This window comes from Salinibacter sp. (assembly GCF_036626415.1).
GTDB lineage: Bacteria > Bacteroidota > Rhodothermia > Rhodothermales > Salinibacteraceae > Salinibacter.
The window spans coordinates 1-13,556 of sequence record NZ_JAZKRW010000008.1 but is presented as its reverse complement, the minus strand read 5'-3'; the positions used below and the strand labels follow the sequence as shown (position 1 = coordinate 13,556).

Below are 13,556 nucleotides of genomic sequence, written 5' to 3'. Positions count from 1 at the left end.
CGCCGTCCGCTTCTCATGGTCCCCTCGCCCTCGGACTCGACCGGTGTCTCCACGCGTCGTCTGGCCTGGTATGCGCTGTATGCGCTGGGTGCCCTGGTGGCCCTGTGGGTGCTGGTGCAGGCCGCCGCGCTGGTTCCGTCCGCTGAGGGCGCGGACGCGTCCGCGGGAAAGTCCGTCGCGTCGCCCTCGACGGCGTCGGACGCCGGCCCCCACCTCTTCACCTGGGGCAACCTGGCGGCCCTCCTGGTGCTCGTCGGCACCGGCGGGTATGCGCTGTACATGCGGCGCCACGTCTCTTCCGAGGACGGAGCCGCTGCGCTCCATCCGATTGGGCAACTGGCCCTGGGGCCGTCGCAGCACCTCCGCCTCGTTGCGTGCGGGGACGAGGTGCTCCTGGTCGGCGCGACCGAGGAGGCAGTTGAGCTTCTGAAGACGTACCCGCGGGAGGCGTTTGAGGCGTCGGTCCTCGACGCGACGGAGGGGGGCGAGGCCCCGCCGGGAGGGAGCTCCGGGTCCACGTCGGCCCACTTCGCCGACGTGCTGAAGCAGTTCGCCCGTCGTAACTCCCTGTCGTGACGCCGCACGCCGTGTCTGCACGTGTCTCCACCCCGTGCCCCTCGGGCCTCCGGGCGGTCGCGGGCCTCCTCATCCTGGTCGCACTGCTGCTCGCGAGCGGGCCCCTCGTGGGGCCGACCGCCCTCGCGCAGGACGCCGGGGCGACGGCCGCTCAGGTCGACACGTCCGGGTCGGCGCTCGGGGGCTTTCCCCAGGTCGACGTCACCCCCTCGGAGGACGGGTACGAGCTGCCGATCCAGCTCCTCCTGCTGCTGACGGTCCTTACGCTCGCCCCGGCCATCATCATCCTGATGACCAGCTTCACGCGGCTGGTCGTCGTCTTTAGCATCCTGCGCCGGGCGCTGGGGCTGCAGCAGTCGCCGCCCCGGCAAGTCGTCATCGGCCTCTCGCTCTTTCTATCCATCTTCATCATGCAACCGGTGCTGCAGACCGTCCACCAGGACGCGCTGCGGCCGTACCTGGACGACGAGATCACTCAGCAGGAGGCGTTCGACCGGGCCTCCACGCCGATGAAGCGGTTCATGCTCACCCATACGCGGGACAAGGACCTCATGCTCTTTATGGACATGGGGGAGATCGAGAGCTTCGAGGGCCCGGCCGAGGCGCCGCTCTACGTGGTGGTGCCGGCGTTCGTCATCAGCGAGCTCCGGATCGCGTTCCAGATCGGCTTCATGATCTTCCTGCCGTTCCTCATTGTGGACCTCATCGTGGCGAGCATTCTGATGAGCATGGGCATGATGATGCTCCCGCCCGTCATGATTTCGCTCCCCATCAAGCTGCTGCTCTTTGTGCTGACCGACGGCTGGTACCTCATCGTCGAGTCGCTCATGCAGGGCTACGCGATGGGCTAAAGCCCTGCGTCCGCCCCCGTCCGTTCCCTTTCGATCCTCGTCCATCAGTCTTCCCCCGTTTCCATGAACGTAGACGTCGCCATCTTCTGGCTCAAAGAATCGCTCCGAACGGGATTCTTCGTGCTCGGGCCCATGCTGGGCATGGCCCTGCTGGCCGGGATCGTCGTGAGCCTCTTCCAGGCCGTCACCTCCATGCAGGAGATGACGCTCAGCTTCATCCCCAAGCTCGTTGCGATCGCCGTCGTCTTGTTCTTCATGATGCCGTGGATGATCGAGATGATGACCGACTTTGCGGTTGAGATCTTCTCCGCCATCCCCAGCGTGTCGAAGTGACCGGCGGGCCTGCTCTCGACCGATTCGTCGTCCCGACCGTGACGCCCGACGCCAAGTCCCACGGCGTGTCCCATGTCGCTGCTTGATTCCGAATACATTCTGCGGGTGCTGCTCGTCTTCGTGCGGGTCAGTGGCCTGCTGCTCGCGGCCCCGGTGTTTCGGCAGCAAACCATTCCCGTACGGGTGCGGGTGCTGGCCGGCGTGGTGCTCGCCTACAGCCTGGCGGGCTTCGCCACAGGGCCGTTGCCCGAGCATGTGACCCACGACGTCGGGTTCATCCTGGTCGTGCTGGTGGAGGCGGGCACGGGGCTGGTCATGGGCTTCACGGCGCGCATCATCTTCTGGGCGATGAGCTTTGCGGGAACCATCATGGGGTACCAGATGGCCCTGAGCCTCGCGCAGACCTACAACCCGATCAGCGGCACGTCGAGCAATCCCCTCGGGCAGATTCTTTCGTACGCGTTTCTGCTGGCGTTTCTCCTGGCCGATGGCCACCACTTCCTCCTGCGGGCCCTTGCGCAGTCGTTCGAGGTGGTGCCGCTGGGCGGGGCCACCCTCGCGGCGGTCGGGCCGCCGCTGCTGGAGTGGATGGGCGACTTCTTTCGGCTCGCCGTCCGGCTGGCGGCGCCGTTTCTGGTGATCCTCTTCCTGACCGACATCGCGCTGGGCATCTTCGCGCGCCTCGTGCCGCAGGCCAACCTGTTTACGCTCAGCCTGCCCGCGAAGCTGCTGGTGGGCATCGGAATCTTCTTCGCCTTTATCCAGGGCGTCTTTCCGTTCTTCCCGTCGCTGTTCGGGCAGATTGAGCAGATGGTGCACGAGGTCCTCCGGGTCATTGCGCCCGGGTAGCCGGCGGCCGGGGCGGGAAAAGTTTTCCGGGGCGCCCCGCGCAGTCCTTTCCCCGCGGCGACGCCGCGACGGTCGATCGTTCGACGCTCCCACGCGCTGCTCATGAGCGAGACGCAAGAAAAACAATACGACCCAACGCCTCGACGCCTGGAGCAGGCGCGCGAGAAGGGGAACGTGCTGCGGGCGACGGAGCCCGTGTCCGTAGGGCTCCTTCTGACGGCGATCGCGGCCTTTTCGGTGGGGGGCGCCTCGGCGTTCCGGGATCTCCAGGACCTGGCGTCCCGCATCTTCCTGCGCTCGGCGCGCATGCCCCTGAACGTGCAGTCGCTGCAGGCCCTCGTCGCAGAGATTGGGACCCAGCTCGCAGAAATGCTGGCCCCGCTCTTCATCGCGCTCGTCGTGGTGGCGGTGGGGCTCAACGTGGCCCAGTCCGGGTGGAACGTGTCGTTCACCCCGGTCCAGCCGCAGTTCAGCCGCGTGAACCCCCTGCAGGGCCTGAAGCAGATTTTTTCCTCGGAGGGCGCCTTCGGGTTTGCGAAGACGCTCCTCAAGATTGGGGTGGTGGGGCCGATCGCGTACTTCGCCATGCGGCCGCTGATTCCGGAGATGGTGCAGGTCTACACGCTTCCGCTGCCGGCCCTGCTCGACCAGGCGGCCGACTGGTTCTTTGCGCTGATGTGGCAGATCCTGGCCGGGCTCGTCGTGATCGCGGCCCTCGACTATGCGTTCGAGCGCTGGAAGTACTACGAGGACCTCAAGATGAGCAAAAAAGAAATGGAGGACGAACAGAAAGAAACGGAGGGGGACCCCGAGTTCAACGAGAAGCGTCGAGAGAAGGCGAAGGAGCTGGCCGAGCAGCCGCGCATGGACCACGCCGTGATGAAGTCGGACGCGGTGGTGACGAACCCGACGCACTACGCCATTGCCCTGCGCTACGACCCCGACGAGGCCCCGGCCCCGCGCGTTCTGCTGAAGGGCGTGCGCAAGCGCGCACTGCGCATCAAGGAGTTGGCGGCCGAATTTGACGTCCCCACGTTCGAAAACCGATCCCTGGCACACGCCTTGTACGAGAATGTGCCGGAGGAGGAGGAAATCCCCGAAGACCTCTATCCTGCCGTCGCCGCCATTCTCGCCGAAGTCTACGAGCAGCGCGGCGACGTCTAATCCGCTACGCCCTGTCATCCACCCCCGCAGGTCCCTTGTCCCGCGCCGCTGCTGATTCCCGCACGTCGTCGCCCAACGGGTCGTTGGGGATTGGCGGTTTTGACAGCGAGATTTTCGTGGCCGGCGCCATCGTGGCGATTCTGTTCATGATGGTGGTCCCGCTGCCCAGCTACCTGCTGGACCTCTTCCTGGCCACGGACATCGCCCTCAGCCTCGGGGTGCTTCTGACGTCGTTCTACGCCGAGCGGCCCCTGGAGTTTGCGATCTTCCCGGGCCTGCTGCTCACGACGACCCTCTTTCGGCTCTCGCTGAACGTGGCGTCGACCCGCCTCATCCTGGGCGACGCGCAGGCGGGCGCTCTCATTGACGCGTTTGGGAGCTTCGTGGTGGCGGGCAACTACGTGGTGGGCGGCATCATCTTCCTGGTGCTCGTCATCATTAACTTCGTGGTCATCACGAAGGGCACGGAGCGCATCTCGGAGGTGGCCGCCCGCTTTACGCTCGACGCGATGCCGGGCAAGCAGATGGCCATTGACGCAGACCTCAACTCGGGCCTCATCGATGAGCGAGAGGCGCGCCGACGGCGGGACGAGGTGACGCAGGAGGCGGACTTCTACGGGGCCATGGACGGGGCCACGAAGTTTGTGCGGGGGGAGGCCATTGCGGGCATTCTGATCACGGCCATCAACATCGTCGGGGGATTGGTGATCGGGGTCACCCAGCAGGCGATGGGCATGGGCGAGGCGGCGAGCACCTTTGCCCTGCTCTCGATTGGGGACGGGCTCGTGTCGCAAATTCCCGCACTGATGGTGTCGACGGCGGCCGGCATCATCGTCTCGCGGGCCAGCGGGGAGGAGGGGTCGCTGGCCAGTGAAATGAAGGGCCAGCTCCTCGACAAGCCGCCCCCGCTGCTGATTACGGGAAGTTTTCTGGCCCTCATGGGGCTCGTGCCGGGACTGCCGATTATCCCGTTCTGGTCGCTGAGCGCGGGGGTGCTCCTGCTGTGGTACCTGCGCAGCCAGGAGAAGCAGGCCGAGGACGAGGCGGAGGCCGAGCGCCAACGCGAGGCCGAAGAGAAGCAGGCGGAAGAGGAGGCGGACGACGACCCCTCCGACCTGTTGCTGGTGGACCCGCTCGAGCTGGAGATCGGGTACGGACTCATTTCCCTCGTGGACCCGGATCAGGGCGGGGACCTCCTGGAGCGCGTCAAGATGCTGCGGAAGCAGCTGGCCGAAGAGATGGGGCTCGTCATCCCGCCCGTGCGCATCCGGGACAACGTCGACATGGACTCGAACAAATACGTGATCCGGCTGCGCGGAAACCCCATCGGGGAAGGGGAGGTGATGCCGGGCTACAAGCTCGCCCTGCTGCCCGACGACATCGACGAAGCCCCGTCGGGCATCAAGGTGGAGGACCCGACCTTCGGCCTCCCCGCCGTCTGGGTCGCGGAGCGCAACCTGTCGGAGGCCGAACAGATGGGGCTAACGGTCATCGAGCCGCCGGCCGTGATCTCGACCCACCTGCTGGAAGAGCTGCGGAAGAATGCCTACCGGCTCCTCGACCGGCAGGAGGTCCGCGAGATGCTGGACAAGGTCGAGGAGTCGGCCCCCGCCCTCGTGGACGAGCTGGTGCCGGACCTGCTCTCGCTGGGCAGCATCCGCAAGGTGCTTCAGCGGCTGCTCAAGGAGCGCATTCCGATCCGCGACCTCGTGACGATCCTCGAAACGCTGGCCGACCACGCGTCCCAGACACAGACGGTGGAGGTGCTTACCGAGCACTGCCGGGCGGCCCTCGCCCCCACCATCACGCGCGAGTTCTCGGGGCCCGAGGGGCGCATCAAGGCCGTCGTGATGGATCCCGCCCTGGAGCAGCACCTGCTCGAAAAGGCCGAGGCGGGGGGCCTCGACGCCAACACCCTTGGCCTCCAGCCCGAGCGGGCCGACGCGCTCGTGAAGGCGGTCGACAAGAAGGCCACCCAGCTCATTAGCAACGACCGGGCCCCGATCCTCCTGATTTCTCCGGTCCTGCGGGCGACGGTGCACGAGTTCCTGGACCCGATGGTCTCGGACATCACGGTGCTTTCCTACAACGACCTCACGCCCGACGCCCCGGTCGACATCGTCGACCAGGTGAGCATCCCTCAGGGGTCGTCGTCCGCGCCCGACCTGTCCGCCGCGGCGGATCCGTCGGAGGCGGCCGTCGGGGTGGCCAACGCATAGCCTCATCCGTTCGACGCGCGCACTGCCATGGACGTCAAGACCTTTACCGATTCGAGCATCCAGGCCGCCCTCGAAAAGGCGCGGCACACGCTGGGCGACCAGGTTGTGCTGGTCGAGTCGGAGCCGGCCGCCGACGGGGCGCCCGCCCGGGTCGCCGTCATGGTCGACGAGGCGGCCGAGCAGCCCACCCCGGAGCGCGAGCAGTCGTGGGGACACGTGCCGAAGCCCTCCAAGGCCCCTGCATCGAGCCCGAACACCGGGCCGTCGCCCGACCGCGCCGACGATTCCAGGAATCCGTCCTTCGGGTACGACGAAGGCGACGGGCACGAGTCTACAGAATCGAAGACGGCATCGCGCTTTCAGTCCGAACTGGAGGCGCAGTCGAAATCCGGGGCCCGCGCATCACAGCAGGGGCCGGGCCGGGGGCGAGTGTTTCCGTCCTCCGGATCGGAGGCGGCCGAGGCCTCGGCCGCCGGGGATCACGAGGCCTGGGTCGAGTCGCGCCTGGAGGAGCTCCGAACCCGCTCGGAGGGCGGGCGCGACCGGACGGCTCGCCGCGGCGGCGGGGAGGCCGAGGCGTGGAGGGCCCATCCCCTTTACGGCAGGCTGCTGAAGGAGGGCCTCCGCCCCAAGACCGCCAATGCCCTCTTCGGCGATCTGGTGGACCGGGGCGTGGACCCCGACGAAAGCCCCCGCGACGAGTTGCACTGGGCCCTCGCGCAGGTGGTGTGTCGCCGGATTCAGACCGACCCGCCGACCGACGACACGGGCGTGCTTGCCCTGGTGGGCCCCAGCGGGGCGGGGAAGACATCGCTCGCCCTCAAGCTCGCGGTCCACGACCGCATGCTCGCCGCGCAGGACACCGCCGTGATTCACCTGCTCCCGGAGGAGGGCCGCAACGCGTCGTACCAGAACCCGACCGCCCTGTACCGGCGCTTCGGGCTGCCGGTACGAAGCGTGCGCACGGAGGAGGACATGGCGAAGGCGCTTCGGTCCATCGACGGCTTCGAGCAGGTGATCATCGACACGCCGCCGCTTCCCATGCCCCTGTCGGACGCCCGTCCGGTCCTGCGCCGGTTTCGTCGCCTCCTGCGGCCCCTTCCCAGCCCCGCCGTGCACTTCGTGGTCGACGCCACCCGTGCCCTCGGGGGCGCCGACGAGGCAACGTTTGCCCGCCTCCCCCTGCGCCCCACGGCGGCGGCCGTCACCCACCTGGACGAGGTGCACGACTGGGGCCAGGTGGCCGAGTGGATGATCCACGTCGACCTGCCCGTCCAGATCGTGTCGGAGGGGCCCGAGGTGCCGGACGGGGCCCGCGCCTTCTCCCTGCGGTGGTTCGTGGAAGACATCATGGACCTCTGATCGCCTTGCTTCCTCCTGCTGCCCGATCTTTTGACCGATGGAAGTCACCTCCAACGTACTGACCTTTGCCAGCGGCAAGGGGGGCGTCGGGAAGAGCGTCGTGACGGCCAACCTGGCCGAGATGCTCGCCCGCGACGGCCACCGCGTGGCCCTCGTCGACGCGGACCTGGGCCAGAGCGACGCGGCGGTGCTCCTCAACGAGGCGCCAGCCGCGACGGTGCTGGACGCGGTGCAGGAGGACGTCTCGCTCCGCGCCGTCCCCCACGAAACGACGGCCGGCGTGACCCTGGTGCAGGCCGCCGGCCGGCCCGTGCCTGGAGACCCGACGGAGAGCAAGGCCCTGTACGCCGCGCTGGACACCCTGCTGGGGCGCCTCCGCACGAATCACGACTACGTGCTCGTCGACGCCGCGGCCGGCACCGACGCGCCCGTGCAGTGGGCCCTGGACCGGGCCGACCTCGGCGTGCTCGTCGTCGTGGGCGAGCCGACCGCCGTCGCCGACGCGTACCGCCTCGCCAAACAGCTCTGGGCCGCCGATCCGGACTACCCGCTCGGCCTTGTCGTCAACTTTGCCGAGGACGAGGCCGATGCCCGCAGCGTGGCGGAGCGGTTCAAGGCGGTCACCACTCGCTTCCTGGGGCAGGCCCCGAAGACCCTCGGCTGGATTCCGTTCGCGCACGCCGTTCGCCGCTCCGTCTCGGCCCAGGCGCCGGTGGTGCGGAGCGAGGGGCCGGTGCGGGACGCCTTTGCCGACCTGGCCGACACGGCCGCCCAGGGGCAGTACGTCCTCTCGCCCGCCGTTTCTTGAGCGGCCGGCCCTTCTGGTTTCCCTCCTTCCTCAATCGCATTCTGGACCATGCCTTCGTCCTCTACCGCTTCCGTCTCCCCCTCGTACCATACGGTCATCGCCGACGTGAGCGTGCTGTTTGGGACCGCGATTTTTCTGGCGCAAATGTGGGCCGGGGCGCCCCTGGAGCACACCCTGGTGACCGCCGCCGGGGGAGGCGTGGCGAGCTACCTCATCTTGGCGGTTGGCTACGCGGCGGCCCGCCACATCATCCAGCACGGGGTGCCTTTCGAGTTGGACGCGGGGGACGACGCCCCGAGCGACGGGCCCTCCACAGAGTCGGAGCCCGAGCCGTCCGACAACGTTCCGGAGGCCCAGGCAGCCTAAACCCCTGCGACTCGTTGCGACGTCCTAACGCAGTAGTGCCATGTCCCGTGACCTCCAGCCCCTCGTCGAGCAGTACCTCAACGACTCGACCCCGTCGAACCGGGAAGCCGTCGTGATGGCGGGCCTGCCCCTCGTGCGGTCCATCATCGGCAAGATCAGCGTGCCCGATCACCTGCTCGCTTCGCACGAGGACCTGGAAAGTGTGGGCATCGTCGGGCTTCTGGAGGCGCTCGACAACTACGACCCGGAGAAGGCGCGGTTTGCGACCCACGCGTACCGGCGCATCCGGGGCAACATCATTGACTATCTTCGGTCGATCGACGTCCTGTCTCGGGACAAGCGCAAGAAAATGGGGGCCGTGCAGGAGGCGCTCGCGTCCCTCCGGCAGATGCTGGGGGAGGAGCCGTCGGACGAGGACGTGGCCGACTACATGGGCATGTCCGTGGACGACTATCGTCGGCTCCTACGAGACGCGCAGTCCCGGTTCTCGCTCTCGCTGTCACGGCCCAGCGACGACGACGCCCACACGATGCTCGACGTGCTCCCGAGCGAGGACGGCACGAAGGGCTTTGAGCAGCTCGAACAGGCCTCCACCCAGAAGCACCTCGAAACCCTCATTCAGACGCTTCCGGAGCGCCAGCAGACCATTCTGGGGCTGTACTACACGGAGAACCTGACCCTTCAAGAAATTGGCGAGGTGCTCGACCTGAGTGCCGCGCGGATCTCGCAGCTCCTCGGGAAAATTCAGCTCACCCTGCAGTCGAAGTTTGAGGAGCACGCGCACTGACGAGTACCAGAAAGACGAGTGCCAGAAACAGGTGCAGTGCGGGGGCAGGCGGTCGGTCCGATGTTGAGGGCCCGGGCTCCACAGGACCGATTGCCCACGGGGGCGCTCAGAAGTGCCCGACGTCCGACGCGTATGTCGATGCGTCCTGGGCGACCGTTGCCAAGAGGTCGTCGACGCTCGATGCGGGGGCGTCGTCGGGGGGGTTGAGCGAGGAGGCGAAGTTCTCCGCAAGGTCACGGCGGGCCAGGTCGCTGCCATTCCGGATAGACACCGCGAGCATCTTGCTGGGCGATTCCGACTCGTCCGTCGGGCTGGCGGCGATCTGGAGCACCGAGCGGACTCGTTCCGGAAGGGTCCAGTGGTCGGCCGCCTGCGGGGCGAGGGTGCGGTAGTTCTCGCCGAACGCCTGGGCCTCGGTCTCGGTGTCGGGGAGGGGCATTGGGCTCGTCTCGGCCAGGGTCGCATACCGCTCCGGCTGGATGTGGAGCAGGACCAGGCGCCCCATCGCGTGGATGAAGCCGGCGGAAAAGGCAAGCCGGATCCAGTCCTGCGACACGTCGAGTGCCTTGGTGAGCTCCTGTGCAAACCGCCCGGTAAACACGGCAGTGTGGGCAATTTGGCGGAGCAAAATGGAATGGGAGTCAAAGTGGCTCCGCAGCTCCTCAACGCCCTCAATCATGATGATGGAGGAGACCTCCACGAATCCCAGGAGGCGAACGGCGCGGTCGATGCTTTCGACCTCTCGCCGGAGGCCGTGGTACGGGGAATTGACGCGCCGGAGCACGTTGAGGGAGACGGACGGGTCCTGCTCCACAATCTCGATCAGCGGCTCGGGATCCGTCCGCCCAGAGGCAATGAAGTCCTCAACCTTCGAGATGGTAGAGGGAAGGGTCGGAAACGTGAGCGTTAGACCCTGCTCTTGCACGGGCGGAGGGCGGGGTTGGTGAGACAGTCCGACGAAGGAAGAGTCCGAAGTGCGCCCGATCCGGTCGCCGGTGCCGATTGGGGGCACCGGGAACGGGGACGAGACGGATACTTCTTCGTACAGGTTATCGGCCCGTGCCGCTTTTTCTTAACCCCTAATCGCTGGTGGACTGCCCCCGACGTTCTGCGTCGCGGGCGCCGGCTATCCCTGAAAGAGGCGTTTCTGCTCGAGGACACGGCGGTTGGCCGTCACATGGTCGCCGTGCTGAGGGCCCGCCTCGCGCAGGTCGTGGGCGTGCTCGTCAAAGTAGGCCTGCAGGGCCTCCCGGTCGCGCACCTGATACTGCACGGTCCAGGTGCGATTCCCTGTCGGCTCGTCCGGGTCCGGGACCGTGTTGCCGTTCTCCGTCGACGTGTACCAGACGGCGGCCTCGAAGCCGTCGAGCTCCAGCATCTCGCGGATGTGCTCGCGCAGCCAGGAGCTGTATCGGGGGGCCACGTCGCCGTCGACGGCCAGGTTGACTTCGTAGATCAGCATCAGAGAAAGCAGTGGATTGGGAGGATGAACGTGCGGCGATCCAACCTAAGAACCAGCAGCGGGAATGGCAGGCGAGGCAATTGGGCCCAGGAGCGTGGGGAAGCGGGAAGAGAGAAGGGAGAAGTGGGCAAGGAGAACGAGGGACGAATCGGGCGCAGCCTTCAAGACTTGTCGTCGAGCGAAATGTGCTGTGGGGAGGGTGGGGTGGGGTGGTGGAGGGTGACGCGGCACCGGTGGCGGTCGCGGTCGAGGGTGATTTCGCGGAACTCGGCACGCACGATTTCGGGGACAGTCTCGTCCTCGTGGGTGAGGTCGACTTTGAGCATGGCCCCCTCGCCGAGGACGGGGAGCTGCTTGCCCGTCACAAAGTTGCCCAGCGAATAGGCCACCAGTTGCCCACTGTTCTGAACCGCGAACGGCTGGGGGAGGTGCGTGTGGTGTCCGGTGGTCAGCGCGTAGCCGTCGGGCGGGGCTTGTTCGGGGCGCGGCCGCCGCTCGTGCTCGTAGCCCCAGTGGGGCAGGGCCACGTGAAGGCCTGGATCGTCGGGTGCGCCCGGGTCGCGACGGACGACGCCCTCGCCGCTCCGGTTGAGCCACCAAGTCCAGGCCGTCACGGTAATGCCGTCTTCGACCTGGAGGCGGGGCCGGCCGGCGGTGCCCACCCAGCGCAGGCCGCGCTCTTCTAAGGTCTGGAGGGTGCGCCGAAGGCCGTCGGGGCCGTAGTCGGTGGCGTGGTTGTTTGCAACCGAGACGACCCATCGGTCCAGCGGACAAAGCGCGGCCAGGGCCGGAAAGATGTCCGGGGCGTGCTTCATGAGGAACGGCCGCCAGGCACGGGCCGAGAAGATGCCCTCGAAGTTGCCCACCACCACGTCGCAGTCTGTCAGAAAGTCCCGCACGCCTTCGCCGAACTGCGCTTCACGCCCGAAGAGGGGACAGATGTCGCCGACGAAGCCAATGGTTTGTGTCGGCGACACGTCTCGAAAATGAAGGTCCCGGTCGAGGGAGGCGGGGCGAGGCGACGGGCCGGTGAAGCGCCGCCACACCATTGGAAAAAACTCCTCCCAGGAGTACGGGCCGAAGGGGTTGTGCACGGTGTGGGCAAGTGGGATGGGTGTGTGGAAACGGCGGCTCGGTCGCGGGCTCGCCTTCCTTCAAAACCGGGGGGCGCCCGTAGAAGAGTACGAGGGGCACCATGCCCGCGAGGGCGGCGCCGGGGCGGGCGTCAGGCAGAAGAACATGGGGGCGTCCGGTAGACGCACGGAACGTGTAGACGTCCGGACGGGAGGAGTTCTCGTCCTGGCATCCTGCTCTCCGTCGACACGTCCGCATTGACTGCAAACGGTCGTGGAGGGCCCGGTCCCACTCAGGCGGGACGCGGACCTCACTGAGGACCCAGGATGGGTGTAACTGGTGTCTCCCATCGGTTACCAAACAGGCGGCGCCGAGAAGAAATGGGGGCGGCCCCTTCACAATTTTCCCGCGCATCTCAATGCTCGCATGAGTCCTGCCTCGTCCTCGTCGGAGGTCCCTGCCCCTTCGGAGTCCCTCGCCCCCGGTGCCCTGCGTCGCAAGCCGCGCACCCTGGCCCTGCTGGCGATTGCGACCCTCTTTGCAATGGCCCTCTGGTTTTCGGGATCGGCCGTGGTGCCGCAGCTGACGGCGGAGTGGAATCTGACCGGTGGGGAGCAGTCGTGGATGACGATGAGCGTGCAGGTCGGGTTCGTCGCGGGGGCGCTGCTGAGCGCGAGCCTGAACGTGGCCGACCGGATTCCGGGATCGACGTTCTTCGCGGCGTCCGCGCTCGCTGGGGCCGTCGTCAATGCGGCGGTGGTCGTGGCACCAGGGCCCAGCGTCGCCATTGCCTGTCGCTTCCTCACCGGCATGGCGCTGGCGGGCGTCTATCCGCCGGGGATGAAGCTGGTGGCGACCTGGTGCAAGGAGGATCGGGGGGAGGGCATCGGGCTGCTCGTGGGGGCGCTCACCGTCGGGTCGGCCCTGCCCCACTTGCTCAACGCCGTGCCCGTGGCCGGCGGCACGGGCGGACTGCCGCCCTGGCGGAGCGTCGTCCTCGTTGCGTCGGGGCTCGCCGTCGGGGCGGCGGGGATTGCGTACGTCTTTGTGGAGGAGGGACCGTATCTGCGGTCGGCCTCCGGCTTTGACTGGCGGCACGCGGGAGAGGGGCTCCGCAACGAGCCGCCCCGCCTGGCCAACATTGGCTATCTGGGGCACATGTGGGAGCTCTACGCGATGTGGACGTGGGTGCCCATCGTTCTCCTGGCGAGCTACGAGGCGGCGGGGTGGAGCGAGCAGTGGGCCCGCGTGGCGGGCTTTAGCGTCATCGCCGTGGGGGGCATTAGCTGCTACCTGGCCGGCACGCTGGCGGACCGGCTCGGCCGCACCCGCATCACGGCCTGGAGCCTCGGCGTGAGCGGCAGCTGTGCCCTCGTGGCGGGATTCTTTTTTGAGATGCCGGGTGTGCTCACCGTCCTCTGCCTCGTGTGGGGCTTTGCCGTGGTGGCCGACAGCGCACAGTTCAGCGCCGCCGTGAGCGAGCTCACCGATCCGCGGTACGTGGGCACGGCGCTCACGGTGCAGACCAGCCTGGGCTTTCTGCTCACCTTGGTCACGCTCCGTGCCGTCCCGCCGCTCGTCGACGCGTGGGGCTGGGCCGGCACCTTTCCGCTCCTCGCGATCGGGCCCGCGGTCGGACTTTGGAGCATGCTGCGCCTCCGCGGGCTGCCCGAGGCCACGCGGATGGCGTCGGGGAATCGGTGAC

At 67.5% G+C, this 13,556-nt stretch carries 14 protein-coding genes; 11 read left to right on the top strand and 3 right to left on the bottom strand.

Annotated elements, in window-relative coordinates:
• Positions 1-15: 15 nt before the first annotated feature.
• From V5A20_RS02115 to V5A20_RS02070, 10 genes are all read left to right on the top strand, one after another.
• Positions 16-576 carry a FliO/MopB family protein gene (locus V5A20_RS02115; protein WP_332315199.1) on the top strand — a complete coding sequence of 187 codons (561 nt, stop codon included), beginning with the start codon at positions 16-18 and terminating at the stop codon, positions 574-576.
• Positions 577-647: 71 nt separating this feature from the next.
• Positions 648-1,427: a flagellar type III secretion system pore protein FliP gene (gene fliP / locus V5A20_RS02110; protein WP_442978384.1), complete on the top strand. Its 780-nt coding sequence runs from the start codon at positions 648-650 to the stop codon at positions 1,425-1,427.
• Positions 1,428-1,490: 63 nt separating this feature from the next.
• Positions 1,491-1,760 (top strand): flagellar biosynthesis protein FliQ, encoded by a 270-nt coding sequence (fliQ, locus tag V5A20_RS02105; protein ID WP_332315197.1) that lies wholly within the window; start codon positions 1,491-1,493, stop codon positions 1,758-1,760.
• Positions 1,761-1,832: 72 nt separating this feature from the next.
• A complete protein-coding gene (gene fliR, locus V5A20_RS02100; RefSeq protein ID WP_332315196.1) occupies positions 1,833-2,609 on the top strand; it encodes a flagellar biosynthetic protein FliR in 777 nt (258 codons plus the stop codon).
• A 102-nt stretch (positions 2,610-2,711) separates the two neighbouring features.
• Positions 2,712-3,773 (top strand): EscU/YscU/HrcU family type III secretion system export apparatus switch protein, encoded by a 1,062-nt coding sequence (locus V5A20_RS02095; RefSeq protein WP_332315195.1) that lies wholly within the window; start codon positions 2,712-2,714, stop codon positions 3,771-3,773.
• Positions 3,774-3,808: 35 nt separating this feature from the next.
• Positions 3,809-5,992 (top strand): flagellar biosynthesis protein FlhA, encoded by a 2,184-nt coding sequence (flhA, locus tag V5A20_RS02090; RefSeq protein ID WP_332315194.1) that lies wholly within the window; start codon positions 3,809-3,811, stop codon positions 5,990-5,992.
• Positions 5,993-6,019: 27 nt separating this feature from the next.
• A complete protein-coding gene (locus V5A20_RS02085; protein WP_332315193.1) occupies positions 6,020-7,354 on the top strand; it encodes a flagellar biosynthesis protein FlhF in 1,335 nt (444 codons plus the stop codon).
• A 37-nt stretch (positions 7,355-7,391) separates the two neighbouring features.
• Positions 7,392-8,162, top strand: coding sequence for a P-loop NTPase (locus V5A20_RS02080; protein WP_332315192.1), 771 nt, complete (start codon positions 7,392-7,394; stop codon positions 8,160-8,162).
• Between the two features lie 48 nt (positions 8,163-8,210).
• Positions 8,211-8,528 (top strand): hypothetical protein, encoded by a 318-nt coding sequence (locus V5A20_RS02075; RefSeq protein WP_332315191.1) that lies wholly within the window; start codon positions 8,211-8,213, stop codon positions 8,526-8,528.
• Between the two features lie 40 nt (positions 8,529-8,568).
• Positions 8,569-9,315 (top strand): sigma-70 family RNA polymerase sigma factor, encoded by a 747-nt coding sequence (locus tag V5A20_RS02070; RefSeq protein ID WP_332315190.1) that lies wholly within the window; start codon positions 8,569-8,571, stop codon positions 9,313-9,315.
• Positions 9,316-9,421: 106 nt separating this feature from the next.
• On the opposite strand, the gene V5A20_RS02065 is transcribed toward V5A20_RS02070, so the two are convergent.
• From V5A20_RS02065 to V5A20_RS02055, 3 genes are all read right to left on the bottom strand, one after another.
• On the bottom strand, positions 9,422-10,240 hold the full coding sequence (locus tag V5A20_RS02065) for an HDOD domain-containing protein (protein WP_332315189.1): 819 nt from the start codon (positions 10,238-10,240) through the stop codon (positions 9,422-9,424).
• A 201-nt stretch (positions 10,241-10,441) separates the two neighbouring features.
• Positions 10,442-10,777, bottom strand: coding sequence for a DUF4286 family protein (locus V5A20_RS02060; protein ID WP_332315188.1), 336 nt, complete (start codon positions 10,775-10,777; stop codon positions 10,442-10,444).
• A 161-nt stretch (positions 10,778-10,938) separates the two neighbouring features.
• Positions 10,939-11,871: a CapA family protein gene (locus V5A20_RS02055; RefSeq protein ID WP_332315187.1), complete on the bottom strand. Its 933-nt coding sequence runs from the start codon at positions 11,869-11,871 to the stop codon at positions 10,939-10,941.
• A 406-nt stretch (positions 11,872-12,277) separates the two neighbouring features.
• On the opposite strand from V5A20_RS02055, the gene V5A20_RS02050 reads away from it, so the two are divergent.
• The gene (locus V5A20_RS02050) at positions 12,278-13,555 is read left to right on the top strand and encodes an MFS transporter (RefSeq protein ID WP_332315186.1); all 1,278 of its coding nucleotides are present in this window, start codon (positions 12,278-12,280) and stop codon (positions 13,553-13,555) included.
• The last annotated feature ends 1 nt before the right edge of the window (position 13,556 follow it).

What these genes read in the sequence shown, in the direction of transcription:
- V5A20_RS02115 (WP_332315199.1), top strand. Translation starts at nt 16, where the DNA reads ATGGTCCCCTCGCCCTCGGACTCGACCGGTGTCTCCACGCGTCGTCTG.
- fliQ (WP_332315197.1), top strand. Translation starts at nt 1,491, where the DNA reads ATGAACGTAGACGTCGCCATCTTCTGGCTCAAAGAATCGCTCCGAACG.
- fliR (WP_332315196.1), top strand. Translation starts at nt 1,833, where the DNA reads ATGTCGCTGCTTGATTCCGAATACATTCTGCGGGTGCTGCTCGTCTTC.
- V5A20_RS02095 (WP_332315195.1), top strand. Translation starts at nt 2,712, where the DNA reads ATGAGCGAGACGCAAGAAAAACAATACGACCCAACGCCTCGACGCCTG.
- V5A20_RS02085 (WP_332315193.1), top strand. Translation starts at nt 6,020, where the DNA reads ATGGACGTCAAGACCTTTACCGATTCGAGCATCCAGGCCGCCCTCGAA.
- V5A20_RS02080 (WP_332315192.1), top strand. Translation starts at nt 7,392, where the DNA reads ATGGAAGTCACCTCCAACGTACTGACCTTTGCCAGCGGCAAGGGGGGC.
- V5A20_RS02075 (WP_332315191.1), top strand. Translation starts at nt 8,211, where the DNA reads ATGCCTTCGTCCTCTACCGCTTCCGTCTCCCCCTCGTACCATACGGTC.
- V5A20_RS02070 (WP_332315190.1), top strand. Translation starts at nt 8,569, where the DNA reads ATGTCCCGTGACCTCCAGCCCCTCGTCGAGCAGTACCTCAACGACTCG.
- V5A20_RS02060 (WP_332315188.1), bottom strand. Translation starts at nt 10,777, where the DNA reads ATGCTGATCTACGAAGTCAACCTGGCCGTCGACGGCGACGTGGCCCCC.
- V5A20_RS02050 (WP_332315186.1), top strand. Translation starts at nt 12,278, where the DNA reads ATGAGTCCTGCCTCGTCCTCGTCGGAGGTCCCTGCCCCTTCGGAGTCC.